This is a genomic window from Vibrio sp. L3-7 (assembly GCF_963898195.1).
Taxonomy (GTDB): domain Bacteria; phylum Pseudomonadota; class Gammaproteobacteria; order Enterobacterales; family Vibrionaceae; genus Vibrio; species Vibrio echinoideorum.
The window spans coordinates 308,525-331,188 of the sequence record NZ_CAWQUW010000023.1 but is presented as its reverse complement, the minus strand read 5'-3'; the positions used below and the strand labels follow the sequence as shown (position 1 = coordinate 331,188).

The 22,664-nt window shown below is 43.9% G+C and carries 16 protein-coding genes; 4 read left to right on the top strand and 12 right to left on the bottom strand.

Annotated features, from left to right (window positions below; all coding sequences use genetic code 11):
* Positions 1 to 307: 307 nt before the first annotated feature.
* From rsgA to malT, 6 genes are all read right to left on the bottom strand, one after another.
* Complete coding sequence (gene rsgA, locus AACW75_RS16470) at positions 308 to 1,372, bottom strand: ribosome small subunit-dependent GTPase A (RefSeq protein ID WP_145568903.1); 1,065 nt, start codon at positions 1,370 to 1,372, stop codon at positions 308 to 310.
* Between the two features lie 484 nt (positions 1,373 to 1,856).
* Positions 1,857 to 2,315 carry a copper chaperone PCu(A)C gene (locus tag AACW75_RS16465; protein WP_145568905.1) on the bottom strand — a complete coding sequence of 153 codons (459 nt, stop codon included), beginning with the start codon at positions 2,313 to 2,315 and terminating at the stop codon, positions 1,857 to 1,859.
* Positions 2,316 to 2,431: 116 nt separating this feature from the next.
* Complete coding sequence (locus AACW75_RS16460; RefSeq protein WP_145568907.1) at positions 2,432 to 3,028, bottom strand: SCO family protein; 597 nt, start codon at positions 3,026 to 3,028, stop codon at positions 2,432 to 2,434.
* Complete coding sequence (locus AACW75_RS16455; RefSeq protein ID WP_017073657.1) at positions 3,025 to 3,465, bottom strand: hypothetical protein; 441 nt, start codon at positions 3,463 to 3,465, stop codon at positions 3,025 to 3,027. Before AACW75_RS16455 ends, AACW75_RS16460 begins: the two co-directional genes overlap by 4 nt.
* A 204-nt stretch (positions 3,466 to 3,669) precedes the next feature.
* Positions 3,670 to 4,590, bottom strand: a complete 921-nt coding sequence (locus AACW75_RS16450) for a DUF368 domain-containing protein (protein WP_145568910.1) — start codon at positions 4,588 to 4,590, stop codon at positions 3,670 to 3,672.
* Positions 4,591 to 5,171: 581 nt separating this feature from the next.
* Positions 5,172 to 7,880: an HTH-type transcriptional regulator MalT gene (malT, locus tag AACW75_RS16445; protein ID WP_029224864.1), complete on the bottom strand. Its 2,709-nt coding sequence runs from the start codon at positions 7,878 to 7,880 to the stop codon at positions 5,172 to 5,174.
* A gap of 568 nt (positions 7,881 to 8,448) precedes the next feature.
* Between malT and AACW75_RS16440 the strand changes: the two genes are divergently transcribed.
* The 3 genes from AACW75_RS16440 to glgB all read left to right on the top strand — a co-directional run bounded on the left by AACW75_RS16440 (position 8,449) and on the right by glgB (position 15,613).
* Entirely contained in the window at positions 8,449 to 10,902 is a 2,454-nt protein-coding gene (locus AACW75_RS16440) for a glycogen/starch/alpha-glucan phosphorylase (RefSeq protein WP_017073660.1), read from the top strand.
* Between the two features lie 174 nt (positions 10,903 to 11,076).
* Positions 11,077 to 13,257, top strand: coding sequence for a 4-alpha-glucanotransferase (gene malQ, locus AACW75_RS16435; RefSeq protein ID WP_145568912.1), 2,181 nt, complete (start codon positions 11,077 to 11,079; stop codon positions 13,255 to 13,257).
* A 175-nt stretch (positions 13,258 to 13,432) separates the two neighbouring features.
* Positions 13,433 to 15,613: a 1,4-alpha-glucan branching protein GlgB gene (glgB, locus tag AACW75_RS16430; RefSeq protein WP_017073662.1), complete on the top strand. Its 2,181-nt coding sequence runs from the start codon at positions 13,433 to 13,435 to the stop codon at positions 15,611 to 15,613.
* Between the two features lie 120 nt (positions 15,614 to 15,733).
* Here the strand turns inward: glgB and AACW75_RS16425 are convergent, their stop codons facing one another.
* The 6 genes from AACW75_RS16425 to AACW75_RS16400 all read right to left on the bottom strand — a co-directional run bounded on the left by AACW75_RS16425 (position 15,734) and on the right by AACW75_RS16400 (position 21,387).
* Positions 15,734 to 16,210 (bottom strand): TetR/AcrR family transcriptional regulator, encoded by a 477-nt coding sequence (locus tag AACW75_RS16425; protein ID WP_145568914.1) that lies wholly within the window; start codon positions 16,208 to 16,210, stop codon positions 15,734 to 15,736.
* Between the two features lie 216 nt (positions 16,211 to 16,426).
* Positions 16,427 to 17,266: an energy-coupling factor transporter transmembrane component T family protein gene (locus AACW75_RS16420; protein ID WP_145568916.1), complete on the bottom strand. Its 840-nt coding sequence runs from the start codon at positions 17,264 to 17,266 to the stop codon at positions 16,427 to 16,429.
* On the bottom strand, positions 17,263 to 18,957 hold the full coding sequence (locus tag AACW75_RS16415; protein WP_145568918.1) for an ABC transporter ATP-binding protein: 1,695 nt from the start codon (positions 18,955 to 18,957) through the stop codon (positions 17,263 to 17,265). Before AACW75_RS16415 ends, AACW75_RS16420 begins: the two co-directional genes overlap by 4 nt.
* A gap of 6 nt (positions 18,958 to 18,963) precedes the next feature.
* Positions 18,964 to 19,512 carry an ECF-type riboflavin transporter substrate-binding protein gene (locus AACW75_RS16410; protein ID WP_029224865.1) on the bottom strand — a complete coding sequence of 183 codons (549 nt, stop codon included), beginning with the start codon at positions 19,510 to 19,512 and terminating at the stop codon, positions 18,964 to 18,966.
* A 349-nt stretch (positions 19,513 to 19,861) separates the two neighbouring features.
* Positions 19,862 to 20,992, bottom strand: coding sequence for an HlyD family secretion protein (locus tag AACW75_RS16405; protein ID WP_017073667.1), 1,131 nt, complete (start codon positions 20,990 to 20,992; stop codon positions 19,862 to 19,864).
* Positions 20,992 to 21,387: a DUF3302 domain-containing protein gene (locus AACW75_RS16400; protein ID WP_145568920.1), complete on the bottom strand. Its 396-nt coding sequence runs from the start codon at positions 21,385 to 21,387 to the stop codon at positions 20,992 to 20,994. Before AACW75_RS16400 ends, AACW75_RS16405 begins: the two co-directional genes overlap by 1 nt.
* Before the next feature lie 344 nt (positions 21,388 to 21,731).
* Here AACW75_RS16400 and AACW75_RS16395 point away from each other — a divergent pair, with 344 nt between their 5' ends.
* A complete protein-coding gene (locus tag AACW75_RS16395; protein WP_145568922.1) occupies positions 21,732 to 22,640 on the top strand; it encodes a DMT family transporter in 909 nt (302 codons plus the stop codon).
* Positions 22,641 to 22,664: the final 24 nt, after the last annotated feature.

The window sequence follows — 22,664 nt, the reverse complement described above, 5'->3', positions numbered from 1 at the left end:
CGGTCATATTAGCGGGATCTAAGAGTGTGTCTAGGAATAGTTTACTTTTAGGGTGATTGTTTGCGCCGCGTGGTGTTTTTAGAGCTAAATGTTAAATAAATGTATTCACGTTGAGCTATAAATCTACTCGTTGATATTTTTAAGGGGCAATGTTCTGGGCGTTTGGGTATGTAAACGGCTATTGGTAAAATCATTGTGTTCAGAAATAGTCATACAGATACCAAATTGAAATAAAAAAGCCCCACCTGATTAACAGGATAGGGCTAAGTCGTTTCAAATAAAGCTTATAGTCTTTAACTTTAAAGGTTTAGTCGGAAGCTTTCTTAAGATTGCGGCTCTCTGATTGCACGGTTTTGTACATCTTAGAAAGTTGTTTACCGTTCGCACGTTGTTCAGCCAATGATGCCCCGTTTCTGGCTTGCTCCCTCAATAGCTTTTGATAGTTGGTAAATCTTCTTTCAGACAGCTCACCATTTTCAATCGCTTTACGTATTTTGCACCCAGGCTCGGATTCGTGGCTGCAATCAGAGAAACGGCAGTGCATCGCCAATTCTTCGACATCAGAAAAGGTTTCACTCACCCCTTCAGCACAATCGGCGAGTTGTAACTCTCGCATGCCAGGCGTATCGAGCAATAAACCGCCCGACGTTAGCAAGTGCAGTGAACGTGATGTCGTGGTGTGTCGACCTTTGCTGTCGTCTTCACGTATGCCGCTCGTTTCTTGTTGAGTTTCGCCAAGTAACGAGTTCACGAGTGTCGATTTACCAACGCCGGATGACCCCATTAAAGCGACGGTCTTTCCTGTTTTACACCACGGCGACAATACCTGCGTAGAGTCTTGGTCGAGGCTGTTCACCGCTTCGATCATGAGCATGGCATCTAAGCTTTGAACTTGTTGTACTTTGTCTTGGTAGTCGTCACACAAGTCTTTCTTGGTAAGTACGATAACCGCTTCAACCTGTGCCTCGTTGGCGAGTGCTAGATAGCGTTCGATGCGGCTCAGATTAAAGTCATTGTTTAGCGAGACCACAATAAACACGGTGTCGATATTGGCTGAAATATACTGTTCAGCTACACGACTGCCGGCAGCTTTTCGGCTGAATAGCGATTGACGTTCTAACAAGCGGTCAAATTGTCGATCAGCGTTTAATATCACCCAGTCGCCAACCGTCATTGAGGGTTGGTTTTGATGAACGGGTAGAACGATTTCGCCTTGTTCTGACGCAAGAATATAGCCGCTGCGATGGTGCGCGGTAATACGAGCAATGACAGAGTGGTCATAGTCTTCGAGTGTCAGTTGTTGCTGAAATACAGGTTGCCATCCAAGCTGTTGAAGTGACATTGGATGAGAAAATGCAGTTTGTGAATTCATGTTTATTTACCCAGACGTGCGAGCTTTCTTTCTTATCAGAGTATTAAAGTCTTATGAGAGCATTAACTTCTTGTGAGATCTCAGGTTGTTAATGAGATCAATAGCATTGATGAGATCAAAAAGCGTCGAGACGTCAAAAATGTTTTGAGTTTGGGTCGAATTCAAATAGATAGGACCCCGGATTGAGTCATGCGCTACAGGCATGCATATATTGATCACTTATGATCAACAATAAACCGGGTAAAAGTGTGCGGTAGTCACGGGTGACGAGATGTTGGTCGATCGGTATTTAAGTTGGATTAACCAAACAAATTAACGCGTTACTTTTACTACCAGTTTTAGTGTTTTGATTACAATCATCTTTTATTCTCCTTGGATTATTAATGTGTTCAGGCTTTGAATAAAAAGCGAACTCAGTTTAACAAAAAGCCACGATGGCGAGAAGTCATCGTGGCTTAAATTATTTTATCAATTGTGAATACGATTAATGATGATCGTGATTCATCTTTTTCATGCCGCTCATCACTTTCTTCACTGGTGCATCGAAGATCTGTGTTTCACCATTGGCGAAGGTCAGTGTCATCTCGATTTGCTCACCTTCTTTTAGGCTGCTTGCTAGGTCGAACAACATGATGTGTAGGCTACCTGGTTTAAGTTCAACTTGGCCGTTCGCAGGGATGGTGATCTCTTGAACTTGGCGCATTTTCATAACATCGCCATCCATGATTACATCATGAAGTTCTACTTTACCTGCTGCAGGTGTTGTTGCAGAAACAATAGCGCGATCTTTATCGCTGTGGTTCATCAGAGTCGTGAACACCGCGCTGTTCACTGCTGAAGGCGGGGTTGCACGAGCGTACGCGTCATGAACCATAATATCGCTACTAGCCTGAGCAAAAGGGGTGAGCAATAAGCCTGCTAGAGCAAGTGCTTTTAACTTCATGTTGTTGTCCTTAATTTTTATATTTTTGGTCTGGGACCTGACTTTTTGTTCGAACTTTATTAGTTAAGTTCTTTATTTTTTTACACGTTGTTCCTGGTCGTTGATGACTGGGTACGTTAGCGTGTTAACTTGTTGATGGCCTCAACAATTGGCGCTGGTGTCAACGTGTGCGGTACTTTGGTAATCAAAGTACCGTCGGGCTTTAAAAAATAGAAATATGAGCTGTGGTCTAGGGTGTATTCCAACTCTGAACCTTCAAGCTTGGTCTTTCTGAAAATAACACCGTAGTTATGCGCAAGCGTTGTTGTCACATCCAATGGACCACTTAATCCTTCCATCATCGGGTGGAAGTATTGCGCGTATTCATACGAGGCTTCAGCGGCATCACGTTCAGGGTCAAGAGAAACAAACATCGGGCGAATCTTTGCTTTTGCTTCATCAGAGACTTGGTTAAGTGCTCCGGCTAACATAGCCAGAGAAGTCGGGCACACATCCGGGCAACGTGTGAAACCGAAATAAACGATACGAATTCTGTCATCGGTTTGGTCAAAGATTTCCGTCGGCTGGTTGTCTTTGCCGAAAAGAGTCGTTGCGGAGAGCTCTTGTTTTGCAGCGTGTTGTTCTTGAACTTCGTTTTGCCCATCAAGATAGCTTTTGACACCAAAGCCAAGTACAAAAGCGACAACCAATGCTAACGACCAATTTCTACTCATCTTGCCATCCTTATTGCAGGGTTTACAGTATCGACACCATCAGTGAGTTCACCGACCCATGTCATTTTATCTAAAGTACATACAGGTAAAATCACTTCACCTTCATAGGTATTATTGCCAATGCTCTTCAATTGAAAACGCGCTGATCCCATTTCCATTTCTAAACCGGTGAGCGATAACATCAGTGTCTCCGATGCAGCACCTTCCCAAACGACCTTTATCTTGGTGGGTAGAAGAGGTTGCGCGGTTTCGCGATCAAGCGACATTGAAATGGATTCCTGCTCACACGATATGGTTGAAAGCATGCAGTAGTCATCCAAGTTGACTTCGGCAGTTGAGTGCTCAATGACCGACTTAAATTTTTGAAATACTTGCGGCCCATAAAAACCTGCCACGAGAGCAATGCCAAGAGCCACCACCTTTAATGCTGGGTGCATGTCGTGTTCTCATCTAATTTTATAAGAGCGGCGATGTTATCACACCCCTCGTAACGTGCTTGTATCAAAAAGCAATTTTGTGCGTATTGTAGAACTAAAAAAGCGAAGCCATAGGCTTCGCTTTTATCTATATAAGAAGGGTGTTGAGCTTAATGTTTATTAGACTCACCGATTCTTAAGTTTGCTCAAAGGGGCGCTGATTGGTTAATTCGCGTTACGCTCTCCGAACTTTTCAAGTCCAAGAACCAACGCAATTGCCACTAACATCATCACAATAGACAATGTAAGTTGAGACGGTTGAGCAGTCACCGCTTCAAAGTTGAAAGGTGATAAGTTCTCTTGGAGCAGAGGAACTTCTTCGCCTTTCGAGTTGATACGCCAGCTGATGGTTTCTTTCCAAGGCCAAATCTTTGGTAGCGTGCCAATCATCAAACCGGTTAAGAACACTAACGTGAAATCTCGGAATGAGCGTAATAACCAAGAGAGCACATGTGAGAAGGTCAATAAACCGATGACACAACCACCAAGGAATAGTGCAAGTACATCGATTTGAAACTCTTTAACTGCGCCAAGAACCGGTCCATACATGCCAATCAATAGCAGAATAAAGCTGCCTGAGATGCCAGGCAAAATCATCGCACAAATCGCAATTGCACCCGCGATTAGGATGTTGATGCTGGTTGGTTCCATTTGCAGAGGTTTAAGCACGGTGATGCTGTATGCGAAGGCAACACCAAGCAGCAAAAACACGAATCGAATCATATCGCGCTTTTCTACTTGCTTAAGAATATGGAAAACCGACACCAAGATAAGGCCAAAGAAGAACGACCATAAAGGAACAGGGTGCGTGACCAATAGCCAAGAGATGAGTTTCGCAAATGTCGCGATGCTGGTGAAAACGCCCGCGAACAATGAGATTAAGAAAAAACCATTGATGTGGCTAAACGCGGCCTTGAAGCCTCCACGTTTCCATAAGCCAAGTACGCTAGGGTTAATTCTTCGAATGCTTTCTAGCAGCGTATCGTAGATACCAGTAATGAATGCGATGGTCCCGCCTGACACGCCAGGGACAACGTCGGCTGCGCCCATTGCCATGCCTTTGAAAAAAGTACTTAAGTAGTTCATTGCTTCATAGAGTTGAGTGTGATTTTGTGCAGTATACAAACTTTAGTGTAAAAAAAGTATGAATATGCCCTTGTTCAAGAGCTTTTATTCCCTTTGAAATTGTTAGGGAATAAGTTGAAGTGAACGTTTGCCTAATATTTACAATACAACCACTTAGTAATCTATCAGTAATGCCCAGTGATGAAACAGGTCTCTTATCAATATTGCATCTTGGTTGCATTATGCAAATGCACTTTGCAATTCGCATGTTAAATTGTCGGTTTTTATGCGATGCAGGGCTTATAAAACGTCGAATAAAAGTTGGCACGCTAACTGCATTATATTAATTGACCCTTCTTAAGCCGAGGGTCACCTAGCCAACTGACGTTGTTAGTGAACCTATTGATTTGTTCACAAATATATAGAGCCAATCGCGATTATTGCGGTTGGCTATTTTTTTGTCTGTCATTTGTCTATCTTCGTTTTTCTTCTTTTCTAAGTTCAAAACAAAAAAAAGCTAGCCACCATCGGCGACTAGCTCATACTTTCTCGAATCTCGAATCTCGAATCTCGAATCTCGAATCTCGAATCTCGAATCTGCTTTAATACCCCATTAACTGCAATAAGTTCTCAGCAGTACTGATCGCTTCTTTACGGTTTGCAATATTGAGCTTTTGATAAAGGTTTCGAATGTGAGTCTTGATTGTGGTACCCGCAACATCCAACTCTTGGGCTATCTGCTCATTACTAAAGCCAGAATAGATTAAGCCAAGCACTTGCCATTCACGTTGGGTGAGTGGGCTAGTACGCACAAGCTCAGGAATATTCGGGTGGTTCACCAAGTTCTCGACAAAGTCTTCGTCAAAGTGAACCGAGCGGCTACGTTGGGTGGTTGAGATATCTTTCATGATCTGTTGAGCACGATGACGTTCTAAATCCCCTAAACCAGGCTTATTGCTCAACTTATCTAGGATATGACCAATAGTGCCACCATCTACCAAGAAGTTACCGACCATACCCGTTTGATTGGTCATATGTAGGGCTTCTTCAAGAAGCAGGCGTGCACTATCTTCGTCGTTAATTTGGGTGCGCAGCACCGCTTCAACAATCAAGTTTCGATTGGTATCAGTCACAAGGTGAGAGCGTTGTGCTTCACTTTTCAAGAACGCCAATGCTTCTTCTGCGTCTTCGTATTGCTCAAGAATGATGTGAGCACGAACAATGTTTCTCCACTGAAGCTGACAGAAGTGGTTACTTGCTGATTCAGGTCGAACGGCCACATTTAGCCAGTCACGGATAGATTCTTTATCGCCTTTTACTTGCCAGAATAGGATCAAAGAAAGAGAGGCGTTTGCTGTCCAATCTACATGGTAAGTGGATTGACGTAATAAGTGCTGAATTTGGTCGATAAACTTTGATGCTTTATCAATTTCACCACGACTCAGCGAGATACGAGCCAGCATTGAGTAACTGTGCAAGTGTTTGCTCGGTGAGTGATGACCAAGGATATCTAAACCTTTGTAACAACACTCTTCTGCTTCATCTAATCGGTTCCAACACCAGAATATCTGCGCACGTACACGAAGCAAGAACTCGTGCAGTGGCACGTATTGCAACTGATGCTCTTCAATCAATTTGAACGCACTGTCTTGCAGCTCGAATGCAGCTTGAACATAACCTTGAGCAATCAATATTTCGCTCTGTTGCAGAATCGCCCACAGCGCTTGGTGGTAAACCTGATATTGACGTGCGAGTTTCTCGGTCTGTTGCATCATAGGCAGCGCACGACTGAGGTTACCCATTACGTGGTTTACTTCGCCGACAACAGACGTTGCCACAATGCGGCTACGATAAACCGTGGTGTTTAACTGGCTTAGTGAAAGCTCTGCCAATTCCAGTGCTCTTTCAGGTTCATTACTATTGATGGCGACTTGCGCGCGCAGGGCGTTGTATTGCCCTTGCTGCTGAGTATCCAGTTCGATGTTTCGAGCTTGATACTGAGTCTCGGCTTCTTCAAGTAATGTGCCTACTTGATCATAGCGGTGCTGACTTTGTGCAAGCCACGCACGTAACATGGATAGTTTTGGCTCACTGTAAAGCTGATCTGTGGTCAACTGTTTGATCGCCATCTCTAGCGAAGACAACTCACCTTGGTTGAACATTGGCCAGCCGTGCTCTGTCAGTATTTGGATGATCAGCTCAGGATCTTCGGCTCGCTGTGCATGTCGCAGTGCTTGATGAGGCGTTTTCTGTTTGATCCATGCTTTGGCTGCACTTCGATGCAATTCTGCTTCTTGCTGAGGAATTCGTGCTTGGCGTTCGTGCGCTAGAAACTCACCAAACAGGTTATGGAAGCGGTACCAGTTTTTTTCGCCCTCGAGAGGGTAGATGAACAAACCGAATCGGTTGAGTGATTCGATCATTCCCAGTGCGTCTTCACGTTGTGTCAGCGCGCAGACCAATTCGTCATTGAAGTGATCAAGTACGGAACATTGCATCAGGAACTGTCGTGTCTCTTTATCTAACAGATCAAACACTTCTTCAACCAAATAGTCCCATAGATGAGCATGGTTAAAGTGCGAGAACGATTCGGCTGACTGAGCAAGTGTGCGTTTTTGATGCTGCGCTTGAAGCGCAATAAGTTGAAGTGCAGAGGGCCAACCTTCTACATAAGTACAGATACTACCTGCAGTGGTGTCATCAACGCCATCGGCGACGCGTTGATTAAAAAAGCGAGTGGTCTCTTCTGTATCGAAAGCCAGAGAGTCGTTACCTATCTCTATCATCAAGTCGCGCACTCGGAGGTTAGCGGTGCCAAGAGGTGGCGTACCGCGGCTTGTCACGACGAGAGTTAGATTGTCGGGCATGTGTTTGAGGAAAAAGCGCATCGCTTCATGAATGTCATCATTGTTGACCAAATGGTAGTCATCCAACACAAGAAAACATTCGTGATGGAATTCGGACATTTCAGCAAACACTTCACTTAATAAAGAATGCAGTGATGAAAATTGTCGTTTTTCTGCCAACTTTTGGGCATTAGGACACGCATTTTGAGTTGCTTTGTTAAGTGCTTGCAGTAGGTAGTTGATGAAACGGAATGCATCGTTGTCACTATCATCGATGCTGTACCAACCTACATTGGGTTTATCTACCAGCCATTGTGCAGCCATGGTGGTTTTGCCATATCCCGCTGGAGAGCGGAACAATACTAGCTTATAGCAATCTGCGTTCTGGAGCAGATCGAGCACTCTCGGTCGCAGTATTGCATTATGTAAGCGGCCGGGACGAGTCAGTTTCGAAGGGATCCACATGTCGAAGTTTTTCACCTATTCCGTGGCTTATGCTCTGGATTATCTCAATCTATCGTTGAGTACGGTCCAATGACATTAGCCTAATTACTTAAGTCTTCGCTCATACTACGTGAAGCAAAACGATACCGACTATGATCCTCTTCAGAAACCTTGCACTCCTGCATGTTTTTAGTGTTCTACGCCCTTTATTTGTGACTTTGCTCACTTAGCGGGGTGGTTTGTGTCTGTGATTTTGTCCTTTGATACACAAGATTTTATGCAAAAGGTGAGATACAAAAAATATTTTCGTGATCTGAATATCAGATTTGGCAATAACTTCAAATGGGTTAAATAAAAGTCACATCAATTGGAGTTAAGTTATCGAACGGGAGCTTGTGATCTCAGTCACTCCAAGTTTTTGTTCTAAGTCAGAACATGAGAGTCAGATCACTAACCAATTGTTGGTACGCCCCCTACGCCCTCCCATCTACTCCTAGTTAGTCGTACGGCCGGGAGGATGTTTAGTTAATGGTGACCATGCACGATATGTCACAGATGAATTAGAACTATTAAAAGCGAGATTTCTGAAATGAAACCAACTCAGCAAAAAACTTTCGATAAAGTGTCGTTCCAAGAGAGCGTTAAGAAACATTTATCTGCAACATACGCAACAAAAATTGAAAATGCAGATAGCCGTACATGGTACCTAGCAATGGGCCGTGCGTTAGCAGAATTAACAACATTCGACCTGCTAGAAACTGAAAATGACGAAAAAATTAAGAACGCAAAGAGCGTTAACTACCTTTCATTAGAGTTTTTGATTGGCCGCTTAACAGGTAACAACCTAATCAGCATGGGCCTATACGAGCAAATCACTCACGCAATGGAAGAGTTAGGTCAAAACCTAACTGACCTTCTAGAAGAAGAGCGCGACCCATCACTAGGTAACGGTGGTCTTGGTCGTCTTGCTGCTTGTTTCATGGATTCTTGTGCCGCTCAAGAATACCCAACAGTCGGTTACGGTCTTCACTACGAATACGGTCTATTCAAACAGTCTTTCCAAGATGGTCGTCAACAAGAAGCACCAGACGCGTGGCGTGGTGTTGAAGGTTACCCTTGGGAAGTTGCTCGTCCAGAACTAGCACAGCACATTGGTTTCTACGGTCATGTTGAAGTTGAATACATCGACGGTAAAGAAGTACGTACTTGGGTTCCAGGTATGGAAGTGAAAGCAATGCCTTGGGATCTACCTATCGTAGGTTACGAGTCAAATACGGTGTACCCGCTGCGTCTTTGGGAATGTCAGGCAATTGCACCTTTCTCACTAGCAAGCTTCAACAATGGTGACTACTTCGAAGCGCAACACTCGCTAATCGATGCAGGTAACATCACTAAGGTTCTTTACCCGAACGACAACCACGAGAAAGGTAAAACTCTGCGTTTAATGCAGCAGTACTTCCACTCAGCAGCGTCTGTTCGCGATATTCTACGTCGTCACGAAGCAGCAGGTTTCTCTCTAGAAGACCTTCCTAAGCAAGAAACGATTCAACTGAACGATACGCACCCAACTATCGCTATCCCTGAATTGATGCGCATTCTGATCGATGAGAAAGGTTTAACTTGGGATCAAGCTTGGGAAATCAGTGCTCACACGTTCGCATACACGAACCACACACTGCTTCCAGAAGCTCTAGAAACTTGGTCTGAGTCGCTAATTAAGCGTCTACTTCCTCGTCATATGGAAATCATTTTTGAAATCAACCACCGCTTCATGCAAGAAGTTCGCAAGATGTGGCCTGGTGACGGTGAGAAGCAAGCGAAGCTTTCTATCATCCAAGAAGGTTTCCACCGCATGGTTCGCATGGCAAACCTATGTGTGATCGGTTCTTACAAAGTAAACGGTGTAGCTGCGCTTCACTCTCAATTGGTTAAGAAAGACTTGTTCCCTGAGTTCAACGAAATCTTCCCAGGTAAACTGACTAACGTAACGAACGGCATCACGCCACGTCGTTGGTTGAAGTTCTGTAACCCAGGTCTATCTACGCTAATCACGGGCAAGATCGGTACTGAGTGGCCAGCAAAACTTGAGCAGCTTGAAGGCATCGCTAAGTTTGCAACAGACGCGAAATTCCAAAAAGAATTCATGGCTGTTAAGAAAGAAAACAAACAGCGCCTTGCTGATTGGGTTCAAGAGAACATGGGTATCGAGCTAGATACTAACGCTATCTTCGACGTTCAAATCAAGCGTCTACACGAATACAAGCGTCAACACCTAGATTTGCTACACATTCTATCTCTGTACCACCGTATTCTTAACGAACCTGGTTTCGAGTGTGAGCCACGCGTATGTTTCTTCGCAGCGAAAGCAGCACCGGGTTACCACCTAGCAAAAGAAATCATCTTCGCGGTTAACAAGATTGCAGAGAAGATCAACAACGATCCTCGCATCGGTAACAAGTTGAAAGTGGTATTCATTCCTGACTACCGTGTAAGCATGGCTGAAATTATTATTCCAGCAGCAGACGTTTCTCAGCAAATTTCATTAGCTGGTAAAGAAGCATCGGGTACGGGCAACATGAAGATGGCACTTAACGGCGCTCTAACTATCGGTACGATGGATGGTGCAAACGTTGAGATTCGTGAAGAAGTTGGCGATGAAAACATCTACATCTTCGGCCTAGACGTTGATGGTGTTGTGGCATTGCAAGCTCAAGGTTACAACCCTTACGACTACTACAATGCAGACCCACTACTGAAAGCATCTCTAGATCTACTGACTGGCGATGAGTTCTCTCCAGGTCAACCAGGTCTTCTACGTGCAACGTTTGATAGCCTGCTAGACGGTGGTGACCCATACCTATGTCTTGCTGACTTCGCGTCTTACGTGAAAGCACATGAAGACATGAGCAAGCAATACAAAGACCAAGCAGGTTGGGCTAAGAAAGCGATTCTTAACACTGCATTGGTTGGTAAGTTCACATCAGACCGCTCAATCCGCGATTACGTGAACAACATTTGGAAACTTGAAGCGGTTAACCGTTAATAGCTCCAAAGTAGCCAAGGCAGTTTCTGCCTTGGCTCAATTAACTTGTGAGCAAACCAGTAGTTTACAAATTAACGGCTTATAAACTGAGTGGCTCATAAGCTAATTGATGAGCAAAAGATTAAATAACAACCCTACAAAATTGAAAGCGTTAGAACGTTTTCGGAGAGAGCGATGAAAGAACAGACCGTATTAAAACAAGTCGCAGAAATGGCAAATATTGCCGACAGTTACGTTAGTGCGTGGGGCGATGAAGCACAAGTATCAGATGAGACAATCACGTCTCTATTGGCTTCATTGGGCTACGATACAAGCAGCGATGATGCACTGCTAAAATCAGCAGAAAGAAAACACAAAAAAGATGTACTAGACCCAGTTCTTGTCTTGCGTGATGGTGAGCCAGTAGAAGTGGCGCTTAATCTAGGTGTAAGTGCTCGTGAAAGCGAGTTTAGCTGGCGCTTAGAAACCGAGCAAGGAGAGGTACTTGAAGGCTATCTTCAATCTCAAGTCGTTCGTGATGAGCGCGCAGAGGGTGGCCCTTTAGTGTTTGCATTGCCAAGTGATTTGGCATGGGGTTATCACAAGCTCATTGTGAGCCGTAAGCGCCGTAAGAAGCCTTACGAGATGACATTGATCATTACGCCAAAAGCGTGTTTCAAGCAGTCACCAATCGAGCAAGGCAAAAAGCTTTGGGGACCAAGTGTTCAACTGTACACACTAAGAACTCAGCACAACTGGGGCATTGGTGATTTCGGCGACCTAAAACAGCTTGTTGCTGATATCGCGTCTCGCGGTGGTGATTTTGTAGGCTTGAACCCAATTCACTCATTATTCCCAGCGAACCCAGAAGGCGCGAGCCCATACAGCCCGTCCTCACGTCGTTGGTTGAACATCTTATACATTGATGTGAGCTCAGTACCTGAATTTGCATTAAGTGCAGAAGCACAACAAACGGTAGGTAGCGCGGAGTTCCAACAGCGCCTGCAAAAAGCTCGTGAAGCGCACTGGGTGAATTACACCGAAGTGTCCGAGCTTAAGATGAGCATCTTGCCTTTGCTATTCGCAGAATTTGAGACTCGTCATCTAGACAAAAACAGCGATCGTGCACAAGCGTTTTTAGCGTTTGTTGAAGAGGGCGGTGAAAGCCTGATGCATCAAGCGGCATTTGATGCTCTGCACGGTGAGCTGCACGCTGAAGATTCAGGTATGTGGGGATGGCCTGTATTCCCAGAAAAGTACCGCACATTCGAAAGCCCAGCAACACAGAAATACATCAAAGAGAACCTAGAGAACGTTCATCTATACATGTACCTGCAATGGTTAGCTGATTGCCAGATCAACGATGCACAGTCTCTTGCAGAAGAGAAAGGTATGGCGGTTGGTTTGTACCGTGACCTAGCTGTTGGCGTTGCGGATTCGGGCAGCGAAACATGGGCCGATGAAGGTAACCTAGTGATGGATGCGAGCATTGGTGCTCCACCTGATGTTCTTGGTCCTTTAGGTCAAAACTGGGGTTTACCACCGCTTAACCCTGAAGTGCTTCAGGAAACAAGTTACGACGCTTACATCAAGTTGCTTCGCGCAAACATGAAGCATTGTGGTGCGTTGCGTATTGACCATGTTTTAGGTCTATTACGCTTGTGGTGGATTCCAAAAGGTGAAAACGCTACTAAAGGCGCGTACATCTACTACCCAGTACAAGATATGTTGTCGATTCTGGCGCTTGAATCTCATCGTTATCAATGTAGCGTTATCGGTGAAGACTTAGGTACGGTACCTGATGAGATTGTCGACATTCTGGCTGATGCTGGTGTGCATTCTTACAAAGTGTTTTTCTTCGAAACATCAGAAGACGACGGTGGTTTCATCTCACCTAAGCACTATGCATCACAATCAATGGCGGCACTGTGTACTCATGATATGCCAACGCTACGCGGTTTCTGGCACTGCGATGACTTAAAAATGGGTCAAGAGATTGGTTTATACCCAGATGCAGAACAATTAGAAACGTTGTTTGATGACCGTCTAGAGTGTAAGCAAGGTATCTTAGATTCTGTGGCATGGCATGGCTTCTTGCCTGAAGGTGTTGGTCGCGATGCTGCTCATGTACCAATGGATTCATACCTAGCTGAAGCACTTCAACTGCACGTTGCTGCTGGTGGCTCAACATTATTGAGTATACAACTTGAAGATTGGTTGGAAATGGACAAGCCGGTTAACATTCCTGGCACCGTTGATGAGTATCCTAACTGGCGTCGTAAACTATCAATGAACTTGGACGAAATTTTTGCACACGAAGGGGTTAATCGTATCGCTTCTAAGCTAACTGTCGTTCGAGAAAAAGCAGGTAAGTAATGATGTTGAGTGGCTTGGAAGTTCGTGGTTTTTTGCTTACGCCGTACGAAACTACAACCTCGGTCACTCAATAATGAATGCTCATCTGGTAGAATAAACCGTCGTTATATTGCCCGCACTAATAGCGGGCATTTTTGTATTATATTTTTTGGATGTTTGGTTAGGGAGAAACGTTTTGGAACTAAGTTCGACTTCAAAGCAAAAACAAATATATACCCAACTATCACAGGCTTGTTTCACTGACCCATTTGCATTTTTAGGGCCATACTTACCTTCTGACCAAGGTGCATTAAGAGTATGGATTCCAGGGGCAGATAAAGTTGAGTTGATTGTCGGAAAGGAACCTCGTATTGAGTTAGCGCGAGAGGGTGAAAGTGGTTTCGTGCTTAAGCAAGAAAGAGACTTACGTTTTACTCATTATAAGCTCGCTGTTGACTGGGCTGGAGTAGAACAGGTCATCGATGACCCATACCAGTACCACGATCTGTACGCAAGCTATGAAGAGCTTCATACACCTAAAGATATGTATCATCACATGGGGGCTCAGTTTATTACGCTAGAGCGTGATGGACAGAAGGTTTCAGGTACTCGTTTCTTGGTCTATGCTCCGCATGCAACGGCGGCAAGCTTGGTCGGGAACTTCAACGCTTGGGATGGTCGTCGCCACCCAATGCAACGCTTAGATTATGGTATGTGGGGTCTATTCATTCCTGAGTTGGAAGAAGGCGCTCAATACAAATTTGAATTAAAAGGACCTGATGGGGAAGGCTTGCCACATAAAGCTGACCCATGGGGTTTCTACTCTGAACAGTACCCTTCATTTTCCTCTGTTACTTATGATCACGCTCGTTATGAGTGGCAAGACACTAAGTGGCAAAATCGCCCAGTTACGCAGAAACGTAAAGAAGCGCTTTCGTTCTATGAACTGCACGCCGGTTCTTGGAAACGCAACGCTGAAGGTGATTTCCTAAACTATCGTGAACTTGCTGCTGAATTAATCCCATACCTGACTGATCTTGGTTATACGCATGTCGAGTTGATGCCCGTTTCAGAACACCCGTTCTACGGTTCTTGGGGCTACCAGCCTATTGGTTTATTTGCACCAACAAGTCGTTTTGGTTCACCGGATGATTTCAAGTATTTCGTCGACCAGTGTCACCAAGCTGGCTTAGGTGTGGTTCTTGATTGGGTTCCTGCTCACTTCCCTAGTGATGACCATGGTTTAGCAAACTTCGATGGTACGCCATTGTTCCATGATCCTGATCCTCGTCGTGGTTGGCACCAAGATTGGAACTCGTACATTTACGATTTAGGCAAAGAGCATGTGCGTCGTTTCTTGGTTGCGAATGCGCTTTACTGGTTCGAACAATTCCATATTGATGGGATCCGTGTTGATGCGGTTGCTTCGATGTTGTACCTCGATTATTCGCGCAGTCATGATCAATGGATTCCGAATGCAGACGGTGGCAACGAAAACTATGACGCTATCGCAACGCTTAAGTGGATGAACGAAGAAGTTTACAAGCATTTCCCGAATGCGATGACGATTGCCGAAGAGTCTACGGCTTTCCCTGGCGTTTCGGCACCGACCTTTATGGGCGGTTTAGGCTTCGGATTTAAGTGGAATATGGGTTGGATGCACGACAGCTTGTCTTACATTCAAGAAGACCCAATCAATCGTAAATATCACCACGATACGATTACCTTCCCGCTGGTTTATGCTCACAGCGAAAACTACGTATTGTCTCTGTCTCACGACGAAGTGGTTTACGGTAAAGGCTCTATCCATAACAAGATGCCTGGTGATGAATGGCAGCAAACGGCGAACTTACGTGCTTATATGGGATACATGTACGCACAGCCGGGTAAAAAGCTGAACTTCATGGGCGCTGAATTTGGCCAGACAGCAGAATGGAATCATGACGACCAACTGCAATGGTTCTTGCTTGATTATGAACGTCACCAAGGAGTACAGAGCTTAACCAGAGATCTGAATAACCTATATCGTTCTGAACCAGCAATGCATGATCTTGATTTTGATCCACAAGGTTTTGAATGGCGCCTTCAAGATTCAGAAGAAGCGAGTATTCTAGCTCATGAGCGTATCAGTGAATCAGGTGAGCGTGTCTTAGTGATATCTAACTTCACTCCTGTTCCTCATGAACATTTCCGCCTCGGTGTCCCAACGCAGGGTAAATACTCACTGCTGTTGAATACAGACTCGGATGATTATGCGGGAAGCGGCTTTGAAGTGAAGCCGGTTGCTGAGGTTGAACAAGTGGCAAGTGAAGGCTTAGATACATCGATTGAGCTACGCTTACCACCGTTATCGACGGTTTTCTACAAGCTCAACTAAGCTATAAGCTGAATGAGTCTGTGAGCCAGTTAATTGATTAATTGAATGCGTTTGTAAACTGATCAATCTATTACAGAACTAAAAAAGGGAGCCTTAGGCTCCCTTTTTATTGCGTTAAAACTAATTTGACCGCGTTCCAAAGTTGGTTAGATAGAACATTGAACGTCCTACTACGGTTTCAAGGATACGAACAGAGTCGGCTCCAAAGCTTTCAAACATCTTCTCACGAAACTGTCCGTCTGAACTGATATTAAATGCTTCTGGACTTTTGATCTGTGAGGCATGGAAAAACATCAATTTAATAACGAATCGGAACTGCTCATCATCTAAAGCATTTTGCCAAGACTGAACAAATACCTCTTCCGATGCAAAGTCTAGACTCTCTATCACAATCGATAGCATGTGCTTGTGAAGCACTGAGCGGATAGCACGAGTCGATGGATAATAACCCTGAAGCGTCGTTAAACTAATGCCAATTTCTTGAGCAATCCTTGCATAAGTTAATGCTTCATGTCCTTCAGCCAGAAAAAGGTTTAATACGATTTCATCGTAGTTCATTTGATTTTCTAGTTTCTGTACTTGAGTAATTCGAGCCATTACAAATCTCTATTGAGTGTGACATTCTGTATATAAATTACGGATTGAGGATATTAGCAAACTATCTGGAAATAGACCTTAAAAAACAAAAAATCACGTATAAAAAATATAATTTATCCATATTTTATACGTAAATTGTTGTTTGTGAATAATAAAGGCCGCTTGAGTAAGCGGCCTTTGTTTGTATTGGGGATGTTTGTGTAGAGTTTGCGAAGTTTAGAAAGGGTACCAGAACAGTTGATCTTCGAGTGCTCTCTTTGTGATTGCGAGTATCACGACTAATGTAATAACGGTTAAACAAACAAAGTCGACACGTTTCAAAGGCGCATAGCTATACCAAGTACGTGCCTTGTGTCGACCAAAACCTCGCAGTGTCATTGCATTTGAGATCTCGTCTGCTCTGTCCAAACTAGAAAAAATCAATGGCCCAAGAACTTTAGCGACATTTTTAATACGTGTAATGAGTGGTGCCTTTTTCGACAGTTCCACACCGCGAGCCTGCTGAGCATGCATGATATTAATGAAGTCTTTTTTAACTTCAGGTAAATAACGTAGTGTTAAGCTTACCGCATACGCAATCTTGTATGGAACACCGATACGGTTGAGGCTAGCTGCAAACTCAGTTGGGTGTGTAGTGAAGACAAAGATTAACGCAATCGGGAACATGCTCATGTACTTAAGTGTTACCGTGACTAAGTAAAACAGCGTCTCTTGGCTCAACGAATAGTTGCCAGGTAGCGTTAACAATATGTTCTCATTACCGATAAGCTCAGCACCTTGTTGTGGAGCGAGTAGATACATAAACAAAGCGTTTAAGCTCAGAACACTAGCCGTACCAATTAACAAAGGCTTATACACGCGTATAGGTACATTGGTGAGCTTTAGTAGATATAAGCCAGTCACAATCAGCAAAACAATCAATCTTAGGTCGAAAGTGGTTAGAACTACGGTTACCCAAGCTAAGAAAAGTGCAAATTTCGTGATGCCATTAAGAGCGTGAAGCGGGGATTTAGTGTCAATGTAATTGATGCCGAATTTTACTTTTGATGCGTTCATAGTGAACTTCTCTCGTAATCGATGAAGTACTGCATAAACGCATTGGTATCGTCGATTTTCATCATAGTCGCGAGTTCATAAATACTGGTCGTACAAAGGTTTGCACGCTCTAGAAGCGATGGCTGACTGAATACTTCAGTCATGGCTGTATTAGCGATGAGTTTACTGTCTGCAATCACAATTGAACGTGTGGTGTACTCTAGAACGAGGTGCATGTCGTGTGAAATGATGACCACAGTGATATCCAGTTCTCGGTTGAGCTTTTGAATAAACGCCAACATCGATGTGTAGTTACGATAGTCTTGTCCAGCCGTCGGCTCGTCTAAGAGCAGAAGCTCAGGTTCCAATACTAATATAGATGCGATCGTTACACGTTTTTTCTGACCATAGCTCAGTGCTTCAATCGGCCAGTGGCGGAACTTGCTTAACCCACACAGCTCAAGAACGTTCTCGACTTTTGCTTTGATAAGTTCTTCTGCAACGCCGCGGTTACGAAGACCAAATGCTATCTCATCAAAAATCATATGATGCGAGATCATATGATTTGGGTTTTGCATTACCACGCCGACTTTCTGGCTTCGCTCAAAGATGGAAAGTTCAGATAGGTCTTGACCATTAAGATATGAAGAGCCTGAATCGGCATCAATCACACCCATAATGATCTTGGTGATGGTTGATTTACCGGAACCGTTTTTTCCTAAGATCGAAACAAACTCACCTTTACCAATCTTGAAGCTCACATCTTCGAGTGCGTTTTTCTCGCCGTCGTAAGAATAAGTTAGACCATGAACTTCGAGTAAAGGTTGGTACTGCTTTTCTGCAGTTGGGGCTGGGCGTTCAGCAAACCAAGCTTGGACTGAAGGGCGGAATCTTTTGTAATCCAAAGCTTTGAGGTTTGAAAGCTTATCTTCGCTAGTCAGAGGTGCCTTTGCTGCTTTAAGCGCAGACAGATAAAGAGGTTCACGAATACCGTGTTTATCAAGTAGCTCGGACGCTAAGATTTCATCGGGAGTCATGTCTGCGACGATTTCACCACGCTCCATTAAGATCACACGATCAATATCGCGATGTAGAACATCCTCAAGGCGATGCTCGATAATCACAATAGTCTTGTTGGTTTCTTTATGAAGTTGGTCGATGATCTCAATAGTTGTCTTGCCTGTTTTAGGGTCGAGGCTTGCTAGAGGTTCGTCAAACAGCAAAATGTCGACGTCATCCACTAGGATGCCTGCCAACGATACACGTTGTTTTTGACCACCGGAGAGATCATGAGGAGAGCGCTCCAGCATATCTTCTAGGTCGACCATTTTTGCCGTCGACTTAACCAAAGGGTACATATCAAGGTTCGACATCAACTGATTTTCTAACGCGAATGCGATATCTTCGCCGATACTTAAACCAACAAATTGGCTGTCGGTATCTTGTAATACCGTACCAACTTGCTCGGTATAGTCGTGCATTGAAAGATCAGAAATGTTCTTACCGTTGATCTCTAGGGAGCCCGTTACTTCACCTTTAATCGCATGAGGAATCAGACCATTTAGGCACTGACCTAGGGTAGATTTCCCGCTACCACTGGGTCCAATAATGACGATTTTCTCTCCTTTCTCTATCCTTAGATTGATATTTTTTAGCGTCGGTTTATCCAGCGACTCATATCTAAAAGAGAAGTTCGAAAATGCTATAGTCATTAGCGCTTATGCCTCAGTCAGGTTGCGGCTTTGTTTGTTGCGTTTAGCGACTGATTTTAGGATCAAGAAGCCAACAACCGCAATCAGGACGGTATTACCGGCTGCGATAATAGACAGTTGAGTAAATACTTTGGTGAACGGTTCTGCATATAAGATGGTATCTAAGAACGCGGAGCAGCCGTAACCTACCACATTACCGACAAGCGCAAGTATGACAAATAGCGCGAAATCCTTCATTGGAAGTTCGCCCTGTTGAAGGCGATTTTTGGTTACCATTGGGAACAGACCGATAACCATGCCCACGATACCTGAGCCTAATACCCAAGTTAACCATACGCCCCAACCTGCGAATAAATCGGTAACCCAGTGGCCAATAAAACCAACCAAGAAGCCAACAATAGGGCCAAATAGAACAGAAAACAGTGCAAGGACTGCCATTGCTGGTTTCAATGTCGTGTTAGCAAACACTGGGACACCAAACATAGGTAAACCACCAATGCCATACAGCGCCGCGCCAATGGCAATAACGACGACTGTTTTAGCTGAAAAGTTCATAGATAACCTCGAATACTGAAAGATAAAGCATAATAAAAAACTAATATTCGCCATTATTAATATGCGTCTCAATGAGACCGTTTTTTGGGCAAATATGAAAAATAAGGCGCGCATTATACAGTAGAACCCTTCCATAAGGGAAGGTAAGTGTCTAGATGTCTAAAATTCCATCCGAACACGTAAATATCACGGAAAAAGTGCAACTTTGTGGTTAATCAAGCAACAAAAAAGCCAGAACTGGTCTGGCTTTTTCATTTAGCTTAACAATGTGTTAAGTCCATTGGTGGCCCTGTGACAGGCCATTTAATGGTTTTGGTCGAAGCAAAGTAGTGGTTTGGGTATCAGTAACTTAGTGATCTAGGTATAGATAATTCTGCCAGCTCTTCATTCGAATAAGTACTTTACGCATAATTGATACGTGAGTGAAGCTATCAGAATAAACAGCAACCTCAACCGCAGTACCCATAGGCAAGTGGTATTCAGATAGGTCATCAGTGATGGTTAACTTAACAAACACACGACCGCTGGTACGTAGTGCCTCAGTACCAAGTAGAGTACCTCGAGCTTGGAATTGGCTCTCACCAATCGCTGGAATTACTTCATCAATACGACCTTTGAAAATTTTACCAGGAAGCGCGCGGAACAGAAATTCGGCTTCGTAGCCAGGTTGTAGACGCTGTAATGAATTCTGTCTGAATGCTGCAGTATAGAACTGAGCTTCGGTGTGAACAAAAGTCATCACGGGAGCAAGAGGAAGTGGTACTGCCATTACGCCCGGACGCAATGCTAATTGCGTAACGTATCCTTCAGTAGGAGCTCTAACGACGGTTTGTTCTAAGTCAAACTGAGCTTTACGTAATTCAGCTAATAAGCTCAAAACCGCGGTGTTCTCACCACCTATTTCAGAATCCAAGGCGATTTTTGCTTGTTCTAAATTGGCATCTGCAACTTTTACTGCGGCTTCTGATGCCTTGTAAGCTTGTCTGCGTGTGTCTAATTGTTGCTCAGTAAAGGCTCCACTGTCATAGCCGCGTTTGTAACGAGAAAATTCACGTTGTGCCTTATCTCTCTCTGCGATAGCTTTGACTTTTGCCGCCTCCGCTTCGGTTACCTCTGATTCCATCCCAAGAGCACCTTGGCTCGCTTCTTTTACTTTCGCCTCTAATCTTGCGACCTCAGCTTCAAACGGAATAGGGTCGATTTTGAAAAGAATATCCCCTTGTTTAAGAGGTTTATTTGCCTCTACAGGCACTTCAATGACTTTACCTCTCACACCAGAAACGATTGGTGTTGTTGAGTAGACTTGGTTACCAATTTGGGTGAAAGGGTGGTTATAGTTCATCAATAGGATCAAGGTACCTATGATGACGACGCCACCAAGAACAGCTGTTGGCACTGTCCATTTGTTTAGCGGAATATTAAATACTTTGAAGATGGTGATACAAAGCGCCGCGTAGGTCATTATCAGCAGTAAATCCATTACTTAACCTCCTGATCTTGAGCGTTGTTCTGAGCTTTTTCGGAATGAGCTTGTTCAGCATTAGTTTGCTTAAGCTTAGCGATTTCTTCTTGAAGAGTACTGACTTGATCGATCAAAGCATCAACTCGATGGTGAATATCGTGTTGTTCTTCTTCGAGTTTAGCGAAGCCCCAACCGCGATCTTTACGCCATAGCGTTGCCCAAATCCACAGAAATGGCCAAATAGTGTGTAAGGTGAATAGGCTAACCCAGCCTGAGACATGAATAGCATCTTGATGAGGGTGATTGCGTTCTTTTGCTATTTCATAGGGAATATCGTGAATAACGATGATGCCGTAAAAGATTACTAGCGCAACGAAAATAAGTAGGCCGAGTGCAAAGTAGTCTAAAAACATAACAGATCCTTGTAATGTTAGATATTAGTTATAAAGATACTACGCTATCATCCAAGTAATTGTTATAAAAATGATTTACCTAGTTGAAAATAATGTGTGTTCGCTTCTAATGTGAGCAAAATGGTTATTAATTTTTATAAAATGCATTTGGATGCAAGGTGAAATAGAGGCTCATTTGGGGTTAGGTTAACGCCTAGTAAATGAGTGTTAATCATTCAGTTGTGGAGCGATCCAGAGTGGTAAACAACAGTGACTTTATTTACCAAAGCAGAAATAATTCAAAAGCTAGAAATAATACAGATGACGATTCGAGACGACAGACACATCACTGAGGATAAACACGGATGTATATAGGTGAACTTGCGGCAATAGGCGCTGCTATTGTGTGGGCGTGTGCGACATGGATCTATGGACAATTCGGCCATCGATTTTCTGCTATGCAGCTTAATATTGTTAAGGGTGTCGTCGCTTCTGGCATGATGTTGCTTGTGATGCCTCTTATCCCAATGCCAGACTTTCAATTGAGTGCTAATCATTTTTGGATACTCGCTATTTCAGGTGTCATTGGGATCGCAATTGGAGATAGCGCATATTTCGCTGCGTTGAAAAGAATCGGTGCGAATAAAACGTTGCTGCTTGAGTCTTTGGCTCCGCCTCTTTCAGGCGTACTGGCATTAATGTTTCTTGGTGCCGCATTGACGTTGCAAAGCTGGCTCGGTGTTGTCATCACCACTTTAGCTGTGACATTTGTCGTTTTTCAACCGTCTAAATCTAGGAATGGTGAAGACCTTTCTAGTGATAAAGCACAACGAAGTGGTATTGGATTTGGGCTTGTGGCGAGTGTTTGTCAGGCTTCAGGTGTGGTGATTTCTCATTATGCTTTGGTGGCTGGTGATATTCCCCCATTGTTAGGTGCACTGATTCGCCTCACGATAGGTGTGTTTGCCGTTATGCTCATTATCCCTTTTGTTGAGAGTAAGCCTTACTCGTCTATAAAAAGAGATTTATGGGAAATGACTAAATTCGACAAGCTTTGGCTTTTAGGGGCAATATTTGTCGGAACATTTTTAGCATTGTGGCTTCAGCAAGTTGCATTGAAGAATGCGAACCCTGCGATTGCACAAACGTTGATAGCGACCAGTCCTGTATTTATTCTGGTGATCTATGCCCTGAAAGGGGAAAAGGTCTCAAAACAAAGTGTTATAGGGACACTTGTTGCTTTAGGTGGAATCTCACTTTTCTTCTACCAATAGTTCGATTTCTATAAGTGCTTTCTA